Here is a 19,802-nt window from a genome sequence, read left to right on the forward strand (position 1 = left end):
GCTCAGGCGAGGCGGAACCCGCTCCACTCGAAGCCCGGCGAGACGACGCAGCTGACCAGCACCTCGGCACGGGCCGGCTCGGTCGCCTGCCACGTCCCGGCCGGCACGAGCACCTGGACGGCGTCCCGCCCCAGCACCCGACGCTCGGGATCGGCGGCCGGCGCGGCAGCCAGCAGCAGCGGGAGCTCGCCGGGGCCGTGCCACAGCCACAGCTCGTCGGCGTCGACGACGTGCCAGGCCGAGCGCTCCCCTGGCGCGAGCAGGAAGAGGATCGCGCTGGCAGCCGGACGGTCGCCGACGGTGGCCGGCGCGGTCCACGTCCGCCGGTACCAGCCCCCCTCGGGGTGCGGCTCCAGCCCGAGCCGGGCCGCGGTCGCGGGGATCAGCTGCGTGCCTGGGCGGCGGCGTAGAGGGCGATGCCCGCGGCGACGCTGACGTTGAGCGACTCGGTGTCGCGGGCGATCGGGATGCGGACGACGACGTCGCAGCGCTCGCGCACCAGCCGCGAGAGCCCCGCCCCCTCCGCGCCGACGACGAGGGCCACCGGGTCGGCGAGCCCGTCGTAGTCGGCCAGGTCCGTGTCGCCGTCGCCGGCCAGGCCCACCGTCTGCAGCCCGGCGTCCTGGTAGGAGGCGAGCGCGCGGGCGAGGTTGACCGCGCGGGCCACCGGCAGGCGGGCGGCCGCGCCGGCGCTGGTGCGCCATGCCGAGGCGGTCATGCCGACCGAGCGGCGCTGCGGCACGACGACGCCGTGTGCGTCGAACGCCGCCGCCGAGCGCACCACCGCGCCGAGGTTGCGGGGGTCGGTGACGCCGTCCATGGCGACGACCAGCGGCGGGCGCCCGGAGTCGCGGGCGACGTCGAGCAGGTCGTCGGGGTGGGCGTACTCGTAGGGCGGGACCTGCAGGCCGATGCCCTGGTGCAGCGCGCCGTTGGACATCCGGTCGAACTCGGCCCTGCCCACCTCGAGCAGCGGCAGCCCCCGGTCGCCGGCCAGGTGCAGCGCCTCGGTGATCCGCTCGTCGGTCGCCGTGCGGGTGTCCCCCGTGACGACGTACAGCGCGGTCGCCGGGATCTGCGCGCGCAGCGCCTCGACGACGGGGTTGCGGCCGAGCAGCAGCTCCGGCGCCTCCTCCGCGCGCTGGCGGCTGCGGTCGCGCTCGGCCCGGCGGCGGGCGTCGGCCTGCGCCTTGCGCTGCGCCGGGTGGCCCTTGCGCATCTCCGCCGGCGGGGTCGCCCCCCGGCCGGCGAGCGAGCGGCGGTTCTTGCCGCCGGTGCCGGCGGTGGCGGTCTTCTTGCCGGCACCGCTCGTGCGGCCGCGGCGCTGGCTGTTGCCGGCCATCAGCGGGTCAGCTCCCATCGGGGTCCCTGCGGGGTGTCCTCGACCTGCACGCCGAGGGCGGTGAGCCGGTCGCGCAGCGCGTCGGCCGCCGCGTAGTCCTTGCGGGCGCGGGCGGCCTGCCGCTGCTCGAGCGCCAGCCGCACGAGGCCGTCGGTGACCCCCGCCAGCCGGTCGTCGACGCCGCCGCCGGCCGCCCAGTGCGGGTCGAGCGGGTCGAGGCCCAGCACGCCGAGCATGCCGCGCACCGCGCCGAGCGCCTCGGCCAGCGCGGCGTCGTCGCCGTCGGCCAGGGCGGTGTTGCCGGCCCGCACCACGTCGTGCACCACCGCGACGGCGGCCGGTGTGCCGAGGTCGTCGTCCATCGCCTCGCGGAAGGCCGCCGGCAGGCCGGTCGGGGTGTCCCGGCCGGCCCGCTCGGCGGCGCGGTGCACGAACGACTCGATCCGCCGGTAGGCGGCAGCGGCCTCGGCCAGGGCGGCGTCGGTGAACTCCACCGTCGACCGGTAGTGCGGCGCCACGAGGTAGTAGCGGAGCTCGACCGGCCGCACCCGGCGGACCACCTCGTCGACCAGCGCGGTGTTGCCCAGCGACTTGCTCATCTTCTCGCCGCCGAGGGTCACCCAGCCGTTGTGCACCCAGTACCGGGCGAACGGGTCGCCGGCGGCCCGCGACTGGGCCTGCTCGTTCTCGTGGTGGGGGAAGCGCAGGTCCAGGCCGCCGCCGTGGACGTCGAACTCCGCGCCGAGGTAGCGCCCGGCCATCGCCGAGCACTCCAGGTGCCAGCCGGGCCGGCCGCGGCCCCAGGGCGTGGGCCAGCTGGCGGTCTCGGGCTCTCCGGGCTTGGCGGCCTTCCACAGCGCGAAGTCGCGGGGGTCGCGCTTGCGGTCGTCGGTGTCGGTGTCGGCGGCGGGCTCGAGGTCCTCGAGCCTCTGGCGGGTCAGCGCGCCGTACTCGGGGAAGGAGCGGACGTCGAAGTAGACGTCGCCGTCCACCGCGTAGGCGTGCCCGCGCCCGACCAGCCGCTCCATGAGCGCGACCATGTCCGGGACGTGCCCGGTGGCGCGCGGCTCGTAGGTGGGCGGCAGGACGCCGAGGACGTCGTAGGCGCGGGTGCAGGCGAGCTCGTGGGTGTAGGCCCAGGCCCACCACGGCACGCCGTGCTCGCCGGCCTTGGTGAGGATCTTGTCGTCGATGTCGGTGACGTTGCGGACGTAGGTGACCTCGAGACCGCTCGCGGTCAGCCACCGGCGCAGGACGTCGAAGGCGACGGCGGCCCGCACGTGCCCGACGTGCGGCGGTCCCTGCACGGTGAGCCCGCAGACGTACACGGAGGCCTGCCCGGGACGCAGGGGCGTGAAGTCCCGGACCGCGCGCGCGGCCGTGTCGTGGAGGCGGAGGCTCACCGCGCGGAGTCTACGGACCCCGTCCGGACCACCAGGGCGGTCGCCACGGCCGCCCGGCCCTCGCCGCGGCCGACCAGCCCCAGCCCGTCGGTGGTCGTGGCCGTGACGCTGACCGGGGCGCCCAGGGCCGCCGACAGCGCCGCCTCCGCCTCGGCCCGCCGCGGGCCGAGCTTCGGCGTGGGCGACACCAGCTGCACGGCGGCGTTGCCGACCCGCCAGCCGGCGGCGGCCAGCGTCTCCCGCACGTGCCCGAGGACGGCGACCCCGCGGGCGCCGGCCCAGCGCGGGTCGTCGGTGCCGAGCAGCCCGCCGATGTCCCCGAGGCCGGCGGCCGACAGCACCGCGTCGGTGAGGGCGTGGGCGACGACGTCGCCGTCGGAGTGCCCGGCGCAGCCGTCGGCGCCGGGCCAGGACAGCCCGGCCAGCCAGCACTCCCGCCCGGCCTCGACCGGGTGCACGTCGACGCCGAGGCCGACGCGGGGCAGGCCGGCGCTCACCGGGGCGCCGCGAGCAGCTCGGCGATGCGCAGGTCGTGCGGCACGGTGACCTTCGCGGCGCGCTCGTCGCCGGCCACGGTGGTCACGGGGACCCCGTCGGCGCGCACGACGGCGGCGTCGTCGGTCAGCTCGGCAGCGTCGTCCAGCGCGGCGTAGGCGGCCACCAGGACGGTGCGGTCGAAGCCCTGCGGCGTCTGCACCCGGCGCAACGGGCCGCGCGGGACGGCGTCGGTGACGGTGCCGGCCGCGTCGACGGCCACGGTGGTGTCGACGACCGGCAGCACCGGGACGACGGCGGGGGCGCCCGCGGCCAGCGCGGCCAGGACGCGCGCCACCACCTCCGGCGGGGTCAGCGGGCGGGCGGCGTCGTGCACGAGGACGGCGTCGGCGGCGGCGCCGGCGGCGAGGAGCCCGGCGCGGACCGAGGCGGTGCGGGTGGCGCCGCCGTCGACGAGCTGCACGCTGCCCGGCAGGACCGCGGCGAAGGCGTCCCGCTCGGCGGCCGGGGTGACGACGACGACCTCGTCGACACCGCCGGCGAGCAGGGTGTCGACCGCCCAGGCGACCAGCGGGCGGCCGGCGAGGCCGACCAGCGCCTTGGGCCGGTCGGCCCCCAGACGCGAACCACTCCCGGCCGCTGCGACGATGCCGACAGCGGACACGGGAGTGGTCCGGTGGTACGAGGGTGCGGGGCTCAGCTGGCGAGGACCTCGTCGAGCAGCACCTCGGCCTTGTCCTCGTTGGTCCCCTCGGCGAGCGCGAGCTCGCTCACGAGGATCTGGCGCGCCTTCGACAGCATCCGCTTCTCGCCGGCGGACAGGCCGCGGTCCTTGTCGCGGCGCCAGAGGTCGCGGACGACCTCGGCGACCTTGTTCACGTCACCCGAGGCCAGCTTCTCGAGGTTCGCCTTGTAGCGGCGGGACCAGTTGGTCGGCTCCTCGGTGTGCGGGGCCCGCAGGACCTCGAACACCCGGTTGAGCCCGTCCTGCCCGACGACGTCACGGACGCCGACGATCTCTGCGTTGTCGGCCGGCACGCGCACGGTCAGGTCGCCCTGGGCGACCTTCAGCACGAGGTAGGCCTTCTCTTCACCCTTGATGGTCCGCGTCTCGATCGCCTCGATCAGAGCGGCACCGTGGTGCGGGTAGACGACGGTCTCGCCGACAGTGAAGCCCATGTGTGTTAGACCCCTTTCGCTGTCCCCAGGTTAGCACGGCACACTGACGCCCGGAACGGCCGGACGACGGATATCCGCAGGTCAGAGGCCTGGTGAACTCGTGGGGAGGGGTTGACAGGGCGTGGTCGGTGTGCCTGCGCGGGCGCCGCGGCGACCCTCCGTCCGGGCGCTCGTGCTGGCCACGCACGCGCCGCCGGCGGTCGCGGTCACCCTCGTCGCCACCCTCCTGGCGGTGACCGCGCAGGTGTCGCCGGGGCGCGTGGCGCTCGTGGGCATGGCCGTCCTCGCAGGTCAGGCGTCCATCGGGTGGAGCAACGACTGGCTCGACGCCGACCGCGACCGCGCCGTCGCGCGGGCCGACAAGCCGGTCGTGCAGGGCGCCGTCGACCCCGCGGTGCTGCGCTCGGCGGCGCTCGCGTCGGCCGCGGTCGCCGTCGTCCTCTCGCTGGTGCTCGGGTGGGTGCCCGGCCTGCTGCTGCTGGCCCTGGTCGCCAGCGGGTGGGCCTACAACGCGGGTCTCAAGCGCACGGCAGCCTCGGGGTTGCCCTACGTCACCGGGTTCGGCGCGCTGCCGGCCGGGGTGGTGGCCGCGGCGCCCGGCGTCCCGGCCGCCCCCTGGTGGCTGCCGGCCGCCGGTGCCGCCCTGGGGGCCGCGGCGCACCTGGCCAACGTCGCTCCCGACATCGCCGACGACCTCGCCACGGGCGTGCGCGGGCTGCCGCACCGGCTGGGTGCGCGCCGCTCGGCGGTCGTGGGCGCGGTGCTGCTCGGGGCGGCGTCGCTCGTGCTCGTGCTCGGCCCGGCCGGACCGCCCGCGTGGTGGGGCTGGGCCGGGCTGGTGCTGGCGGTGCCCGCGGTCGCGGTCGCCGCCCTGGCGGGGACGGCCCGCTTCCGCCGGCTGGCGTTCCCGGCGGTGCTGCTGCTGACCGTCCTCGACGTGGTGCTGCTGCTGGCCGGCGGGGCCGCGCTCACCTGAGCGCGGCCCCGCCCGGGGTCACTTCCGGCCGCCGCCGTTGCCCTGACCGCCGCCGTTGCCCTGGCCACCGTTGCCCTGGCCACCGCCGTTGCCGTTGCCCTGGCCACCGTTGCCCTGGCCGCCGCCGTTGCCGTGGCCGTTGCCGCCACCGGTCGTGGCGGCGGGGCCTCGGGAGCCGGCGCGGGGGCCGCGGTCTCCGGCTGCTCGGTCACCGGCTCCGCCTCGGGCTGCTGGGTCTCCGACTGCTCGGCGACGACACCGCCGCGGGCGGTCTGCCGGGCCTCGTTCCGCTCGTGTGCCATGGCGCTGACCTGCGGCCCGACCCGCGAGCCGGTGGCCCGGCTCGCCTCCACGACGGCGCGCACGAGGGAACCGAAGGGCTGCTCGTCGTCGTCGCCCTCGAGGTCGTCCTCCTCGGTGGGCGTGGCGTCGGGCACGGGCGAGGCGACCGTCTCGTCGTCGGTCGCCTCGCCGGCGTCCTCGTCACCGGTCGCGGCGTCGTCGCCCGCCTCGTCTGTGTCGCTGTCGGTGTCGGTGTCGGTGTCGGTGTCGGTGTCGGTGTCGGTCGTCCCGTCGGTGCCGCCGTCGGTGCCGCCGTCGGCCGTGCCGTCGTCGACCGCGTCGGCGCCGTCGCCGGCCTCGGAGACGGCGGCGGTGGTGGTGTCGTCGGCGGGCACGACGACCGCGGTGGCACCCGCGGTCACGGCGACCGCGACGGCGCCGCCGGCGGCGGCGGCCTTGGCGACCGCGGACAGGGCGGCGAACTTGGCGGCGAGCGAGGTGATGAACATGCGGGGTCTCTTCCGTGAGGTCCGGGCGGGGTGCCCGGCCGTCCGCGTGGACGGTTCCGACTGGTCGGTGAGCAGACCGGTCGCCAGCAGCTCGGCCAGTGCCGCGTTCGGCCGTCCCGGCACGGAGGCGGAGGACCGGACCGCGTCGGTGAACGCGGCCAGGTACTGCGCGCCCCCCGGCGCGGGGCGGCCGGCGAGGCAGGCCTCGAGGGCCTCCTCGGCGGACCGGGCGTGGGCTGGCGTGGTCATCTCGCCCCCGTCATCGCCGGGCGGGCCCGCAGGGGTGCGCGGCCCGTCGTCGTCTCCCCCGTCGGGGTGGTCCCCGCGGGCTCCAGCTCCTCGCGCAGCCGGCGCAGGCCGCGCCGCTGCAGCGCCTTGACCGAGGCCACCGAGCGGCCCAGCACGCCGGCGACCTGCTCCACCGTGAGGTCGGCCAGCACGCGCAGCAGCAGGACCGAGCGCTGGTCCTCCGGCAGCCCCGCGCACAGCCGGTGCACCGCCTCGGCGCCCAGCCGGGTCAGGACGTCGTCCTCCACGTCGCCGCCGGCGACCTCCGGGAGCAGCTCCGCGCCGCCGTCGGCCAGCAGCGGACGCCGGCTGCGCCGCCGCAGGTCGTCGACCAGCCGGCGGTGGGCGATGGTGAACACCCACGACCGCAGGCCCGCCTCGTCCCCGGCGAACCCGGACAGCCCGCGGAAGACCGCGAGGAACGTCTCGCTGGCCAGGTCGTCGGGGTCCTGGGCGCCGTGCAGGCGCAGGTAGCCGGTGACCACCGGGGACAGGTCCCGGTAGAGCACCTCGAAGGCCCACGCGGCACCCGCCCGGGCCGCCGCGAGGACGTCGTCGAACGCCGGTCCCACCGCCATCCGCACCTCCCGTGCCGTCCCCCGTACGGGAGAGGCATCGGCAGGTGCGGGACCGGACTGGACCGGGGTCCACCCGTCAGGGTGCCGACGTGCCCCGGGCGGCCTCCTGCTCGACGACGAGCGGCAGGTCCGCGAGCCGGTCCAGGCCCTGCAGCGGACGGCGCATGCGCTGGTTGCCGGCCAGCCGCTCGCGGTTGCGCTCGAGGAAGGCCCAGTAGCCGGCGGTGTAGGGGCAGGCGTGGTCGCCGAGGCGCTGCTTCGGGTCGTAGGGGCACCCGCCGCAGTAGTCGCTCATCCGGTCGATGTAGGCGCCGCCGGCGGCGTAGGGCTTGGTGGCCAGCGCTCCGCCGTCGGCGTGCTGGCTCATGCCGACGACGTTGGCGACCATCACCCAGTCGTAGCCGTCGACGAACGTGCGGTGGAACCAGTCGGTCATCGCCAGCGGGTCGACGCCGCGCTGCAGCGCGTAGTTGCCGAGCACCATCAGCCGCGGGATGTGGTGCACCCACCCGTCGCGGCGCAGGTCGTCGAGGACGTCGGACAGGCACGCGGCGTCGACGGCCGACCCGTCGAGCTCGGCCATCCACCCCGGGACCGGCTCGGTGGCGCGGAGGAAGTTGGCGTGCCGGAAGTCCCGGCCGAGGTGCCAGTACACGTGCCAGACGTAGTCGCGCCAGCCCATGACCTGGCGGATGAACCCCTCCACGCTGTTGAGGGGCAGCGGTTGCCCGTCGGCGGCGGCCGCGCGGGCGGTGTCCTCGGCGGCGTGGACGACCTCCAGCGGGTCGAGCAGGCCGAGGTTCATCGCCGGCGACAGCAGCGAGTGCGCCAGCCAGCGCTCGCCGGCGAGCATCGCGTCCTCGTGCGGGCCGAACGCACCCAGCCGGCTCGTGAGGAAGTCGGACAGCCGGGTGAGCGCCTCCTCGCGGGTGACCGGGAACAGCCGCGGGCCGTCGTCGCCGACGAAGGAGACCTCGCCGTCGGCCTCCCAGCGGTCGAGGTCGGCGCGCACCTGCTCGTCGATCTCGTCCTCGGCAGGCCACCAGGGCTCCGGCGCGGGCGACCGGCCGTCCGGCGGCGCCGGCTCGCGGTTCTCGGAGTCGAGGTTCCACCGGCCGCCCAGCGGCTCGACGCCGTCCATGAGGACGCCGAGACGGCGGCGGGCGTCGCGGTAGAAGTCCTCCATCAACAGCCGGCGGCGGCCGCGGCCCTCCGCCCAGCGCGCGAACTCGTTCTGGCTGCTCACGAAGCCGCGGGCGGCGAGCACCTGCAGGCCGGGCCGGCGCAGCACGTAGTCGCGGCTGCTCCAGGTGGTGGGCGCGCAGACGCTCAGCGGCTCGTCGTAGCGGTCCAGCGCCTCGGCGTAGGTGGTGACCTGGTGCAGGTGCGCCTGCTCCCCCAGCTCCGCGGCGCGGTGCCGCAGCGCCGACAGCACCAGGTGCGCCTTCTGCCGGTGGAACCGCCGCCGGGCGAACACCGCCTTGGACTCGATGAGCAGCACGGGCTGGTCGGGCTCGTCCAGGAAGTGCGGGCCCAGCTGGTCGGCGAAGGTCCAGCGGCGGGTGGCCGGGGACCGCTCGGGGAAGTCGGCGAGGGCGGGGTCGCGCTCGCGGGTGCCGGCGCCGGGTCCGGGGCGCTGCATCGGCCTCACCTCCCGGCGGACATCGTGGGGGGACCGTTACGCTCGGCGCGACTCGGGCCATCGAACTCACGGTGGCCGGCACGTGCTCGCTGGAGGTCGACCGCTGTGAACCGCGCGCTGCGCGCCACCGTCATGGGTGCCCTCGTCCTCAGCCCGGTCGCGCTCGGCGCGTGCAGTGGCGGGCAGGTGACCCAGACCGGCACCCAGGACCGCGACAAGGTCGGCCCCCAGGCGCAGGTGGAGGACATCCTGCTGCGCCAGGTGCTGCTCGCCTACCCCGAGGGCGGCCGGTACGAGGAGGGTGACGACGCCGAGCTGATCGTCACGATCCTCAACGCCTCCAACGCCGACGACACCCTCACCGGCATCGAGGGAGAGGGCTTCGACGGCGTGCTGGTCGCGGGGACGGGACCCACCCCCTCGCCGTCGTCGCCGGCGGGCAACCAGCCGACCGCCACCCCCACGCCGGGCAGCACCGGCGCCACCCCGGGGTCCTCCCCCGCCGCGCCCGCCACGACGAGCGCCACCCCCTCGGCCGGCACCGAGCTCTCGCTGGACCTCCCCGCCGACACCGCGCTCTACATCGGTCGCGAGGACGGCGCCACGATCACGCTGCAGGACCTCGGCGAGGAGCTGACGCCCGGGCAGACGCTCACGGTGACCTTCTCCTTCGAGCAGGCCGGCGACATCACCACGCAGGTGCTGGTGGCCGGCCCGGAGGAGGAGATCGAGCGCCCCGAGCCGTTCGACTTCGAGGAGGGCCTCGAGCAGGAGAACCCGGAAAGCGAGGAGGACACCGTCGCCGAGTGACGGCGTCGGCCTCCCCGGGAGTGTCGGTACCCGCACCTACCGTGGCGGCGTGCCCCCCTCCGGTGTGAAGTCCGCCCGTCCCGCCCACCGCTGCACCGAGTGCGGCTACGCGTCGGCGAAGTGGATGGGCAAGTGCCCGGAGTGCCAGGCCTGGGGCACCCTGCAGGAGGTCAGCGCTCCGGCGCCCGCCCTCCGCGCGGTCGCCGCCGGGCCGGTGACCGCGCCGGCCCGCCCCATCGCCCAGGTCGAGCTCGCCGGCGCCCGCGCGGTGCCCACCGGGATCCCGGAGTTCGACCGGGTCCTCGGCGGCGGGCTGGTCCCCGGCGCCGTGGTGCTGGTGGCGGGTGAGCCCGGGGTGGGCAAGTCCACGCTGCTGCTCGAGGTCGCCCACCGGGTGGCCGAGGCCAACGGCCCCACGCTGGTGGTCTCCGGCGAGGAGTCCGCCGCGCAGGTGCGGCTGCGCGCCGAGCGGATCGACGCGCTGCACCCCCGGCTCTACCTCGCCGCCGAGACCGAGCTGTCGGCCGTCCTCGCCCACGTCGAGCAGGTCGCCCCCTCGCTGCTGGTCCTCGACAGCGTGCAGACCGTCCGTTCCCCCGCCGTCGACGGCACCGACGGCGGCGCCAGCCAGGTCCGCGCCGTCGCCACGGCACTGACCGCCGTCGCCAAGTCCCGCGGGATGACCACGATCCTGGTCGGGCACGTCACCAAGGACGGCGCCATCGCCGGTCCCCGGGCGCTGGAGCACCTCGTCGACGTCGTCGTGTCCTTCGACGGCGAGCGGCACTCCACGCTGCGCCTGGTGCGGGCCACCAAGAACCGCTTCGGCCCGGCCGACGAGATCGGCTGCTTCGAGATCGGCGACGGCGGCGTGGTCGGGGTCCCGGACCCGTCGCACCTGTTCGTCTCCCGCCGCACGGCCTCGGTGCCGGGCAGTTGCGTCACGGTGACCATGGAGGGCAGCCGGCCGCTGCTCGCCGAGGTGCAGGCCCTCGTGGCCACCAGCGCCGGCGGCGGCTCCCCGCGCCGGGCGGTCAGCGGGCTCGACTCGCAGCGGGTCGCGATGGTGAACGCCGTCGTCGAGCGCCGCGGCGGGGTGCGCCTGGCCGACGCGGACGTCTTCGCCGCCTCGGTCGGCGGCGTGAAGATCGCCGAGCCCGCGGCGGACCTGGCGCTGGCGCTGGCGATCGCCTCGGCGTCCAAGGACACCCCGCTGCCCGAGGGCATGATCGCGCTCGGCGAGGTCGGGCTGTCCGGCGAGATCCGCCGGGTCGGCGGGACCGGCCGGCGGCTGGCCGAGGCGGCCCGCCAGGGCTACCGGCTCGCGCTGGTGCCGCCGGACGCCGGCTCCGCGCCGCAGGGCATGCGGCTCATGGAGGTCCCCGACCTGGGCGCCGCGCTCGCCGGGCTCTTCCCCGGGTGAGCGCTTCCCCCACCCCCCGCTCCCGACCGGCCGGCCGGCGTGCCACGTAGACTCAGCCGCCGTACCACGACGACGTCAGGAGCGCCCGTGCCCCCCGCTGTGGACTCCGAGGTCGCCCTGCGCGAACTCCTCGGCCGCATCGCCCCGGGGACGGCGCTGCGCGACGGCCTGGAGCGCATCCTGGCCGGCCGCACCGGCGCGCTGATCGTGCTCGGCTACGACCGGGTCGTGGAGTCCATCTGCACCGGCGGGTTCGCCCTCGACGTCGCCCTGTCGGCGACCCGGCTGCGCGAGCTGGCCAAGATGGACGGCGCGGTCATCCTGTCCTCCGACGGGCTGCGCATCGTGCGGGCCGGCGTGCACCTCATGCCCGACCCGACCGTGCCCACCGAGGAGTCGGGCACCCGGCACCGGACCGCCGAGCGGGTGGCCGTGCAGACCGGGTTCCCCGTCATCTCGGTCAGCCAGTCGATGCACATCATCAGCGTCTACGTGGCCGGCCGGCGCTACACGCTCGAGCACCCGACGACGATCCTCGCCCGCGCCAACCAGGCCCTCGCCGCCCTGGAGCGCTACAAGCTGCGCCTCGACGAGGTGGCCAGCACGCTGTCGGCGCTGGAGATCGAGGACCTCGTCACCGTCCGGGACGCGATGAGCGTCAGCCAGCGGCTGGAGATGGTGCGCCGCATCGCCGACGAGATCGAGGGCTTCGTCGTCGAGCTGGGGACCGACGGCCGGCTGCTGGCGCTGCAGCTCGACGAGATGCTCGCCGGCGTCGAGGAGGACCGCGCGCTGCTGGTGCGCGACTACCTGCCCGCCGCGGGCACCCGCCGGCCGCGCACCATCGAGGACGTGCTCACCGACCTGCGCACGCTGTCGGCCACCGAGCTGCTCGACCTGTCCGCCGTCGCCCGCTGCTACGGCCTGCCCACGTCGGCCGACGCGCTGGACTCCCCCGTCAGCCCGCGCGGCTACCGGCTGCTCGCCCGGGTGCCGCGCCTGCCGGCGGCGATCATCGACCGCCTGGTCGACCACTTCGGCGGCCTGCAGAAGCTGCTGGCGGCCACCATTGAGGACCTGCTCGCCGTCGAGGGCGTGGGCGAGGCCCGGGCGCGGGGCATCCGCGAGGGCCTGTCCCGGCTGGCCGAGACGTCGATCCTCGACCGCTACAGCTGACCGAGGACCCCGTCCTCCTCCCTCGCACGCTCGGGACGGGGCCGGTCAGGCGATGGTGAGCACCGCGTCGGGGCTCGTCTTGGCGTCCAGGCGGGCCCGCAGCACGTACTGACCGGGCGCCACGGGCACCCGCGGGGCGGCGCAGCCCGGCTCGCTGCTCAGGCCGCTCCAGGTCAGCGGGAACACCACCTGCTCGCCGGGCGCCAACGTGCGCGTGTCGGCGCTGCTCCCGGGCTGGCAGTCGTTGCTCCCCCACACCCGCGTGCCGGCGCCGTCGAGCAGCACCATCTCCTGCAGCTGGGCGTCGAGCACCCGCGTGCACGGCACCGCCGCGGTGTTGGTGACGACCAGCTCGAACGTCGGCGAGGAGCCCGAGGCGACGGTGCCGGGTGTGCGGACCTCCAGCGCGACGACGTCGTCGGAGCACGGCGCACCGGGCTCCTGCACCGGAGCGGCCGGCGCCGTGGGCTCGGCCGGTGCCGCGGGGGACGGCGGCGGCGTGGGGGTCTGCACCCCGGCGAGTGGCGGGACCACCCGGTCCAGCGCGGGAGGCTCCCCCGACGACGCCGACGACGCGGCCTCCGACGTCCCGGCGGCCGACGCGGTGCCCTCCGAGCCGGTCAGCAGCGCCACGCCGAGCCAGCTGCCGCCCCCGAGGACGGCGACCAGCAGGACGAGCACGAGCAGCCGCCGCCTCCAGTAGACGGCGGCCGGAAGGGGCCCGACCGGGTGCAGCACGAAGGCGACCGTAGTCCGCGCCTCCGAGCCGTCCCGAGGGGGCACGCCGTCGGCGGGGCCGGGCACACTGGACCCCCGTGAGCAGCACGGCCGGACTCGGGGACGCCCTCGTCGACTGGTACGACACCGCCGCCCGCGACCTGCCCTGGCGCCGGCCCGGCGTGGACCCGTGGGCGGTGCTGGTGAGCGAGGTCATGCTGCAGCAGACGCCGGTGGCCCGGGTCGAGCCGGTGTGGCACGCCTGGATGGAGCGCTGGCCCACCCCGGCGGCGCTGGCCGCGGCGTCGCCGGCCGAGGTGATCCGCGCCTGGGGCAAGCTCGGCTACCCGCGGCGCGCGCTGCGGCTGCGCGAGACCGCCGTCGCGCTCACCGAGCGGCACGGCGGCGCCGTCCCGGCCGACGTGGCGGCCCTGGAGGCGCTGCCCGGCGTCGGGACCTACACCGCCCGGGCGGTCGCCTGCTTCGGCCACGGGACGCCCCAGCCGGTCGTGGACACCAACGTGCGGCGGGTCGTCGCCCGGCTGGTGCACGGGCGCGCCGAGGCCGGGACCGCCCGCGCCTCCGACCTGGCCGACGTCGCGGCGCTGGCGCCCGCCGACCGGGAGCGGGCGTGCCGCTTCTCGGTGGCGACGATGGAGCTCGGCGCCCTGGTCTGTGTGGCCCGCACGCCGCGCTGCGCCGTCTGCCCGGTGCGGGACCGCTGCGCGTGGCGGCTGGCCGGGTGCCCGGCGCACGAGGGTCCGGCCCGCCCGGTGCAGCGCTTCGCCGGGACCGACCGTCAGGTCCGCGGGCGGCTGCTCGACGTCCTGCGGGGCGCCGAGGGCCCTGTGCCGGCGTCCCTGCTCGACGGCGCCTGGGACGACGCCGTCCAGCGGTCCCGGTGCCTGGACTCACTGCTGGCCGACGGCCTGGTCGAGCAGACCGACGACGGCCGGTTCGCGCTCCCGGCCTGAGCGTCGCCGTGGCGTCGCCGTGGCGTCGACGGCGCGGCGATCGGCAGCCCGCCGGAGAACGGAGTGCGCCGGGGTGGTCACCGCACGCCGGGTCGCCGTCCGTCGTCCTGGCTCACCGTGGCGCGTCCCGGCTCACGGTCGGCGATGAGCCAGGACGAGGCACGATCAGGTCACCTGGTCATCCGCGGAGGCCCCCGGGAACGCGACAGGGGCCGCCTCCCTCGCGGGAGACGGCCCCTGTCGGTGGGACTACGAGGTCACTCGGCCTTCTTCAGGCTGGTGGGCCCGTTGCCGTCCTCGTCGTCGCCGACGGCCAGGGCCACCGGCGGCGTGTCGGGCAGGTCGATCGGCTTGGCCTCGCCGCGGAAGGTGAACTTCGCGGTGGGACCCTCGCCCTCGACGTCGACCACGATGATCTGACCGGCGGTCAGCTCGCCGTAGAGGATCTTCTCCGACAGCGCGTCCTCGATCTCGCGCTGGATGGTCCGGCGCAGCGGCCGGGCGCCCAGCACCGGGTCGAACCCGCGGTGCGCCAGGAGCTTCTTGGCCTCCTGCGTGATCTCCAGCGACATGTCCTTGTTCGCCAGCTGGCTCTCCACGCGGGCCACCATGAGGTCGACGATCTCGATGATCTCGTCCTCGGTCAGCTGATGGAACACGACGATGTCGTCGATGCGGTTGAGGAACTCCGGCCGGAAGTGCTGCTTGAGTTCCTCGTTGACCTTGAGCTTCATCCGCTCGTAGTTCGACTGCGTGTCGTTGCCGACCTGGAAGCCCAGACCCACGGCCTTGGAGATGTCCCGCGTACCGAGGTTGGTCGTGAGGATCAGGATCGTGTTCTTGAAGTCCACGATCCGGCCCTGACCGTCGGTGAGCCGGCCGTCCTCCAGCACCTGCAGGAGCGTGTTGAACACGTCCGCGTGCGCCTTCTCGATCTCGTCGAAGAGGACCACCGAGAACGGCTTGCGCCGCACCTTCTCGGTCAGCTGGCCACCCTCGTCGTAACCGACGTAGCCGGGAGGGGCACCGACGAGCCGCGACACGGTGAACCGGTCGTGGAACTCGCCCATGTCGATCTGGATGAGGGCGTCGTCCTCACCGAACAGGAACTGCGCGAGCGCCTTGGCCAGCTCGGTCTTACCGACACCCGAGGGGCCGGCGAAGATGAACGAGCCACCGGGGCGACGCGGGTCCTTGAGGCCCGCGCGGGTGCGCCGGATCGCCTGGCTGACGCTCTTGATGGCCTCTTCCTGGCCGATGATCCGCTTGTGGAGCTCGTCCTCCATGCGGAGCAGACGGGTCGTCTCCTCCTCGGTGAGCTTGAAGACCGGGATGCCGGTCCAGTTGGCCAGCACCTCGGCGATCTGCTCGTCGTCGACCTCGGCGACGACGTCCATGTCGCCGGCCTTCCACGCCTTCTCCCGCTCGGCCTTCTCGGCCAGGAGGGTCTTCTCCTTGTCGCGCAGCGACGCGGCCTTCTCGAAGTCCTGGGCGTCGATCGCCGACTCCTTCTCGCGGCGGATGCCGGCGATCCGGTCGTCGAACTCGCGCAGGTCCGGGGGCGCGGTCATCCGCTTGATCCGCATCCGGGCACCGGCCTCGTCGATCAGGTCGATCGCCTTGTCCGGCAGGAAGCGGTCGGAGATGTAGCGGTCGGCCAGCGTCGCGGCGGCGACGAGGGCGCCGTCGGTGATGCTGATCCGGTGGTGCGCCTCGTAGCGGTCGCGCAGGCCCTTGAGGATCTCGATCGTGTGGGTCAGCGTCGGCTCGCCCACCTGGATCGGCTGGAAGCGCCGCTCGAGGGCGGCGTCCTTCTCCAGGTGCTTGCGGTACTCGTCGAGCGTGGTGGCACCGATGGTCTGCAGCTCGCCGCGGGCCAGCATCGGCTTGAGGATGCTGGCGGCGTCGATCGCGCCCTCGGCGGCACCGGCACCGACGAGGGTGTGGATCTCGTCGATGAACAGGATGATGTCGCCGCGGGTGCGGATCTCCTTGAGCACCTTCTTGAGGCGCTCCTCGAAGTCACCGCGGTAGCGCGACCCGGCGACGAGGGCGCCGAGGTCGAGGGTGTAGAGCTGCTTGTCCTTCAGCGTCTCGGGGACCTCGCCCTTGACGATCGCCTGGGCCAGGCCCTCGACGACGGCGGTCTTGCCGACGCCGGGCTCGCCGATGAGGACGGGGTTGTTCTTGGTCCGCCGCGAGAGGACCTGCATGACCCGCTCGATCTCCTTGGCCCGCCCGATGACCGGGTCGAGCTTGGAGTCGCGCGCGGCCTGGGTCAGGTTGCGGCCGAACTGGTCGAGCACGAGCGAGGTCGAGGGCGTGCCCTCCGACGGGCCGCCGGCCGCGGCCGGCTCCTTGCCCTGGTAGCCGGAGAGCAGCTGGATGACCTGCTGGCGGACGCGGTTGAGGTCGGCGCCCAGCTTCACGAGGACCTGGGCGGCGACGCCCTCGCCCTCGCGGATCAGGCCGAGCAGGATGTGCTCGGTGCCGATGTAGTTGTGGCCGAGCTGCAGGGCCTCGCGCAGCGACAGCTCGAGGACCTTCTTCGCCCGCGGCGTGAAGGGGATGTGGCCGGACGGGGCCTGCTGGCCCTGACCGATGATCTCCTCGACCTGCTGGCGGACACCCTCGAGCGAGATGCCGAGGGACTCGAGGGCCTTGGCAGCGACGCCCTCACCCTCGTGGATCAGGCCCAGGAGGATGTGCTCGGTGCCGATGTAGTTGTGGTTGAGCATCCTGGCCTCTTCCTGCGCCAGGACGACCACCCGTCGGGCTCGGTCGGTGAACCGTTCGAACATCTGCTGCTTCTCCTCTGACCGGCTGGTCCGGCACTGCCCTCCCCGTTCGTGGGGAGGAGCACCCGACGTCCGTCGGCGCGCTGGGGCACCGGTCATTCCACTGTAGTCACGGACCACGCCGGACCGTCGGCTGCGACCGGCGGTGCGGTGGGTGGCTGTCCCGTCCAACCGATGGTGGACGAGGGGTGTTCCGATCCGGTTACGCCGACAGCGGACGGCGCGGCGGCCCGGGGACGCCGACGGCCCGGCCCCCCGCAGGGACCGGGCCGTCGGTGACGTCCTGGGACAGCCCCCTCGCGGGGGCCCACCCCGGGCGGAGCGAGGGGTGGGCCCCCGCGAGGGGGCCCTTCCTCAGTGGGCGGCCTCGTAGGCGTCGACGACGCTGGCCGGGATGCGGCCGCGGTCGCTGACGTTGTGGCCGTTCTTGCGGGCCCAGTCGCGGATCGCGCCGGCCTGCTCGCGGTCCATCCGCCCGCCGCCACCGGTCGCGCGCGACTTGCCGGCACCGGAGGCCCGGCCTCCGCCGCGACCGACCTTGCGGGCGGCCTGCACGTAGCGGGAGAAGGCGTCGCGCAGTTCCTTCGCGTTCTTCTCGGACAGGTCGATCTCGTAGTTCGTGCCGTCGAGCGAGAAACTCACCGTCTCGTCGGCGGGGAGGTCCTCGTCGAGGTCGTCACTCAGGATCACCTGGACCTTGCGCGCCATTCTGCTTTCCTCACTCCCTCTCGGCCCCCGTGGCCGGACGGTCAATGCCGTTCAGATGGACGACGCGCACATTCCACCACAGAATCACGGCCCGACGTCAATGGGAGACGGCGGGTCGCCCATTCCGGGGAGGAAATCGGCGACGCGGCACGGGTTTCAGGAAATGGGGCGGACCAAAGGGAACAGGATCGTCTCGCGGATGCCGAGACCGGTCAGCGTCATCATCAGCCGGTCGATGCCCATGCCGACGCCGCCGCTGGGCGGCATCCCGTACTCGAGCGCCTCGAGGAAGTCCTCGTCGAGGACCATCGCCTCGGGGTCTCCGGCCGCGGCCAGCAGCGCCTGCTGGGTGAACCGCTCGCGCTGCACCACGGGGTCGACCAGCTCGGAGTACCCGGTGCCGCGCTCGAGCCCGCCGATGTAGAGGTCCCACTTCTCCGCCAGACCGGGCGTCGAGCGGTGCGCGCGGGTGAGCGGCGAGGTGTCGACCGGGTAGTCGACGACGAACGTCGGCGCCTGCAGGGAGTCCTGCACCAGCGCCTCGAACAGCTCCTCGACCACCTTGCCGGGCAGCCAGGCCGGGTCGACGCCGACGTCGTGCCGCCCGGCCAGCTCCCGCAGCCGCTCGACCGGCGTCTCCGGGGTGACCTCCTCGCCGACGGCGTCGGAGACGAGCGTGAAGAGCGGCACCTGCGGCCACTCCCCCGACAGGTCGACCTCGGTGCCGTCGTGGTGGCGGGCGACGTGGTCGCCGAACAGCGCCGCGCAGCACTCCTGGATCAGTTCCCGGGTGGTGCGCGCCACGCCCTGGTAGTCCGACCACGCCTCGTAGAACTCGAGCATCGCGAACTCCGGCGAGTGCGAGCTGTCGGCGCCCTCGTTGCGGAAGTTGCGGTTGATCTCGAAGACCTTCTCCAGCCCGCCGACGATGCACCGCTTGAGGAACAGCTCGGGCGCGATGCGCAGGTACAGGTCGAGGTCGAAGGCGTTCATGTGCGTGCGGAACGGCCTGGCGGCGGCGCCGCCGTGCACGGTCTGCAGCATCGGCGTCTCGACCTCGAGGAAACCGCGGCCGGTGAGCCCCGCGCGCAGCGCCGCCGTCACCTGGGCCCGCTGGCGCACCGTGCGGCGCGCCTCGTCCCGGACGATCAGGTCGACGTAGCGCCGCCGGACCCGCAGCTCCTCGCTCATCGGCTTGTGCGCGACCGGCAGCGGCCGCAGCGCCTTGGCCGCCATCTGCCAGGAGTCGGCGAACACCGACAGCTCGCCGCGGCGCGAGGTGCCCACCTCGCCGGTGACGAGGACGTGGTCGCCGAGGTCGACGTCGGCCTTCCAGGCGGCCAGGGCCTCCTCGCCCACCCGGTCGCGGGAGAGCATGACCTGCAGCTCGGCGTCGCCCTCGCGCAACGTGGCGAAGCAGAGCTTGCCGGTGTTGCGGCTGAAGATGACCCGGCCGGTGACGCCGACCCGCTCGCCGGTCAGGGTGTCCGGCGGCAGGTCGGGGTGGGCGGCGCGGACGTCGGCGAGCGCGGTGGTGCGCTCCAGGGCGACCGGGTAGGGGTCGACGCCGGTCTCGCGCAGGCGGTCGAGCTTGGCGCGGCGGACCCGGAGCTGTTCGGGGAGCTCGTCGTCCGGGGAGCCCGGGGGTTCGTCGGTCACGGCGCCCGAGCCTACGGCCGTGGGCCGCGACACCCCCGGCGCACTACCGGCGGCCGGGGGCCTGGTGCCGCTCGAAGGCCAGCCGCAGGCCGTGCACCGTCAGGTCGGGCTCGTGCTCGCCGATCGTCCGGCAGCTGCCGGCCACCAGGGGTGCCAGCCCCCCGGTGGCGACGACGACCGGCGGGTCGCCGAACTGGGCCACCAGCTCGCCGGCGATCCGGCCGACCAGCCCGTCGACCAGGCCGGCGAAGCCGAGCACCACGCCCGACTGCAGCGCGGCGACGGTGTTCTTGCCGATCGCCTGCGACGGCACGGTGAGCTCCACCGACCGCAGCTGGGCCGCGCGGGTGGCCAGCGCCTCCAGGCTCACCTCGACCCCCGGCGCCAGCGCACCGCCGAGGAACTGCCCGTCCGGGCCGACGGCGTCGACGTTGGTGGAGGTGCCGAAGTCGACGACGACGACCGGGCGCCCGCTGCCGTCGGGTGCGCGGCCGAACAGCTCGTGGGCGGCCAGCGCGGTGACCACGCGGTCGGCACCGACCTCGCGCGGGTTGTCCACGTGCAGCGGGACACCGGTGCGCACGCCGGGGCCGATGAGCACGACCGGTACGTCGAGGGAGTCGAGCAGGCGGCGCAGCGCGGGCAGCAGCGCCGGCACGGTGGAGCAGGCGGCGACGCCGGTGACCTCGGTGTCGCGCAGCAGGCCGCGCCAGAGCATCCGCAGCTCGTCGGAGGTGGCCCGCGCGTGCGTCGTCACGCGCCAGCCGCCGATGCGGCGGGCGCCGTCGAAGGTGGCCAGCACGGTCTGGCTGTTGCCGACGTCGACGGTGAGCAGCACGCCGG

The 19,802-nt window shown here is 75.0% G+C and carries 19 protein-coding genes; 6 read left to right on the forward strand and 13 right to left on the reverse strand.

What is annotated here, in order from left to right; translation table 11 throughout:
* Positions 1 to 2 precede the first annotated feature (2 nt).
* The 6 genes from JD79_RS03360 to JD79_RS03385 are packed head-to-tail and all read right to left on the reverse strand — an operon-like array spanning position 3 to position 4,419.
* Complete coding sequence (locus JD79_RS03360; RefSeq protein WP_245900305.1) at positions 3 to 488, reverse strand: cupin domain-containing protein; 486 nt, start codon at positions 486 to 488, stop codon at positions 3 to 5.
* A complete protein-coding gene (gene rlmB, locus JD79_RS03365; protein WP_245899614.1) occupies positions 383 to 1,360 on the reverse strand; it encodes a 23S rRNA (guanosine(2251)-2'-O)-methyltransferase RlmB in 978 nt (325 codons plus the stop codon). The genes JD79_RS03360 and rlmB overlap by 106 nt, the downstream gene beginning before the upstream one ends.
* Complete coding sequence (gene cysS, locus JD79_RS03370; RefSeq protein WP_110004388.1) at positions 1,342 to 2,745, reverse strand: cysteine--tRNA ligase; 1,404 nt, start codon at positions 2,743 to 2,745, stop codon at positions 1,342 to 1,344. The genes rlmB and cysS overlap by 19 nt, the downstream gene beginning before the upstream one ends.
* The gene (ispF, locus tag JD79_RS03375) at positions 2,742 to 3,242 is read right to left on the reverse strand and encodes a 2-C-methyl-D-erythritol 2,4-cyclodiphosphate synthase (RefSeq protein ID WP_110004389.1); all 501 of its coding nucleotides are present in this window, start codon (positions 3,240 to 3,242) and stop codon (positions 2,742 to 2,744) included. The genes cysS and ispF overlap by 4 nt, the downstream gene beginning before the upstream one ends.
* A complete protein-coding gene (gene ispD, locus JD79_RS03380; RefSeq protein ID WP_110004390.1) occupies positions 3,239 to 3,904 on the reverse strand; it encodes a 2-C-methyl-D-erythritol 4-phosphate cytidylyltransferase in 666 nt (221 codons plus the stop codon). The genes ispF and ispD overlap by 4 nt, the downstream gene beginning before the upstream one ends.
* Before the next feature lie 32 nt (positions 3,905 to 3,936).
* Positions 3,937 to 4,419, reverse strand: a complete 483-nt coding sequence (locus JD79_RS03385; RefSeq protein WP_091373028.1) for a CarD family transcriptional regulator — start codon at positions 4,417 to 4,419, stop codon at positions 3,937 to 3,939.
* Between the two features lie 121 nt (positions 4,420 to 4,540).
* Between JD79_RS03385 and JD79_RS03390 the strand changes: the two genes are divergently transcribed.
* Together JD79_RS03390 and JD79_RS22140 are read left to right on the forward strand one after the other, a co-directional pair.
* Positions 4,541 to 5,395, forward strand: coding sequence for a UbiA family prenyltransferase (locus tag JD79_RS03390; RefSeq protein WP_245899616.1), 855 nt, complete (start codon positions 4,541 to 4,543; stop codon positions 5,393 to 5,395).
* A gap of 293 nt (positions 5,396 to 5,688) precedes the next feature.
* Positions 5,689 to 6,204 (forward strand): hypothetical protein, encoded by a 516-nt coding sequence (locus JD79_RS22140; RefSeq protein ID WP_146220375.1) that lies wholly within the window; start codon positions 5,689 to 5,691, stop codon positions 6,202 to 6,204.
* A gap of 227 nt (positions 6,205 to 6,431) precedes the next feature.
* Here JD79_RS22140 and JD79_RS03400 read toward each other — a convergent pair whose 3' ends face one another.
* Entirely contained in the window at positions 6,432 to 7,052 is a 621-nt protein-coding gene (locus tag JD79_RS03400) for an RNA polymerase sigma factor (RefSeq protein ID WP_110004391.1), read from the reverse strand.
* A 76-nt stretch (positions 7,053 to 7,128) separates the two neighbouring features.
* Positions 7,129 to 8,694 (reverse strand): cryptochrome/photolyase family protein, encoded by a 1,566-nt coding sequence (locus JD79_RS03405; RefSeq protein WP_110004392.1) that lies wholly within the window; start codon positions 8,692 to 8,694, stop codon positions 7,129 to 7,131.
* Positions 8,695 to 8,799: 105 nt separating this feature from the next.
* On the opposite strand from JD79_RS03405, the gene JD79_RS22415 reads away from it, so the two are divergent.
* The 3 genes from JD79_RS22415 to disA all read left to right on the forward strand — a co-directional run bounded on the left by JD79_RS22415 (position 8,800) and on the right by disA (position 12,103).
* Positions 8,800 to 9,504, forward strand: coding sequence for a copper chaperone PCu(A)C domain-containing protein (locus JD79_RS22415; RefSeq protein WP_170149098.1), 705 nt, complete (start codon positions 8,800 to 8,802; stop codon positions 9,502 to 9,504).
* A 49-nt stretch (positions 9,505 to 9,553) separates the two neighbouring features.
* Complete coding sequence (gene radA, locus JD79_RS03410) at positions 9,554 to 10,927, forward strand: DNA repair protein RadA (protein WP_110004393.1); 1,374 nt, start codon at positions 9,554 to 9,556, stop codon at positions 10,925 to 10,927.
* Between the two features lie 87 nt (positions 10,928 to 11,014).
* Complete coding sequence (disA, locus tag JD79_RS03415) at positions 11,015 to 12,103, forward strand: DNA integrity scanning diadenylate cyclase DisA (protein WP_110004394.1); 1,089 nt, start codon at positions 11,015 to 11,017, stop codon at positions 12,101 to 12,103.
* 45 nt (positions 12,104 to 12,148) lie between these two features.
* On the opposite strand, the gene JD79_RS03420 is transcribed toward disA, so the two are convergent.
* Positions 12,149 to 12,841, reverse strand: a complete 693-nt coding sequence (locus tag JD79_RS03420) for a MucR family transcriptional regulator (RefSeq protein ID WP_110007381.1) — start codon at positions 12,839 to 12,841, stop codon at positions 12,149 to 12,151.
* Between the two features lie 77 nt (positions 12,842 to 12,918).
* Between JD79_RS03420 and JD79_RS03425 the strand changes: the two genes are divergently transcribed.
* The gene (locus JD79_RS03425) at positions 12,919 to 13,794 is read left to right on the forward strand and encodes an HhH-GPD family protein (RefSeq protein WP_110004395.1); all 876 of its coding nucleotides are present in this window, start codon (positions 12,919 to 12,921) and stop codon (positions 13,792 to 13,794) included.
* 257 nt (positions 13,795 to 14,051) lie between these two features.
* Here the strand turns inward: JD79_RS03425 and JD79_RS03430 are convergent, their stop codons facing one another.
* From JD79_RS03430 to JD79_RS03445, 4 genes are all read right to left on the reverse strand, one after another.
* A complete protein-coding gene (locus JD79_RS03430) occupies positions 14,052 to 16,595 on the reverse strand; it encodes an ATP-dependent Clp protease ATP-binding subunit (protein ID WP_110004396.1) in 2,544 nt (847 codons plus the stop codon).
* Between the two features lie 351 nt (positions 16,596 to 16,946).
* Positions 16,947 to 17,300 (reverse strand): histone-like nucleoid-structuring protein Lsr2, encoded by a 354-nt coding sequence (locus tag JD79_RS03435; protein ID WP_110004397.1) that lies wholly within the window; start codon positions 17,298 to 17,300, stop codon positions 16,947 to 16,949.
* Positions 17,301 to 17,456: 156 nt separating this feature from the next.
* Positions 17,457 to 18,959 carry a lysine--tRNA ligase gene (gene lysS, locus JD79_RS03440; protein ID WP_110004398.1) on the reverse strand — a complete coding sequence of 501 codons (1,503 nt, stop codon included), beginning with the start codon at positions 18,957 to 18,959 and terminating at the stop codon, positions 17,457 to 17,459.
* Between the two features lie 43 nt (positions 18,960 to 19,002).
* Positions 19,003 to 19,797: a type III pantothenate kinase gene (locus JD79_RS03445; protein ID WP_110004399.1), complete on the reverse strand. Its 795-nt coding sequence runs from the start codon at positions 19,795 to 19,797 to the stop codon at positions 19,003 to 19,005.
* Positions 19,798 to 19,802: the final 5 nt, after the last annotated feature.

The sequence above is a fragment of the Geodermatophilus normandii genome, from assembly GCF_003182485.1.
In the GTDB taxonomy this organism is placed as follows: Bacteria; Actinomycetota; Actinomycetes; order Mycobacteriales; family Geodermatophilaceae; genus Geodermatophilus; species Geodermatophilus normandii.

Coding starts and splice junctions, on each gene's coding strand:
- JD79_RS03385 (WP_091373028.1), bottom strand. CDS start 4,419: ATGGGCTTCACTGTCGGCGAGACCGTCGTCTACCCGCACCACGGTGCC.
- JD79_RS03400 (WP_110004391.1), bottom strand. CDS start 7,052: ATGGCGGTGGGACCGGCGTTCGACGACGTCCTCGCGGCGGCCCGGGCG.
- rlmB (WP_245899614.1), bottom strand. CDS start 1,360: ATGGGAGCTGACCCGCTGATGGCCGGCAACAGCCAGCGCCGCGGCCGC.
- JD79_RS03405 (WP_110004392.1), bottom strand. CDS start 8,694: ATGCAGCGCCCCGGACCCGGCGCCGGCACCCGCGAGCGCGACCCCGCC.
- JD79_RS03435 (WP_110004397.1), bottom strand. CDS start 17,300: ATGGCGCGCAAGGTCCAGGTGATCCTGAGTGACGACCTCGACGAGGAC.
- JD79_RS03430 (WP_110004396.1), bottom strand. CDS start 16,595: ATGTTCGAACGGTTCACCGACCGAGCCCGACGGGTGGTCGTCCTGGCG.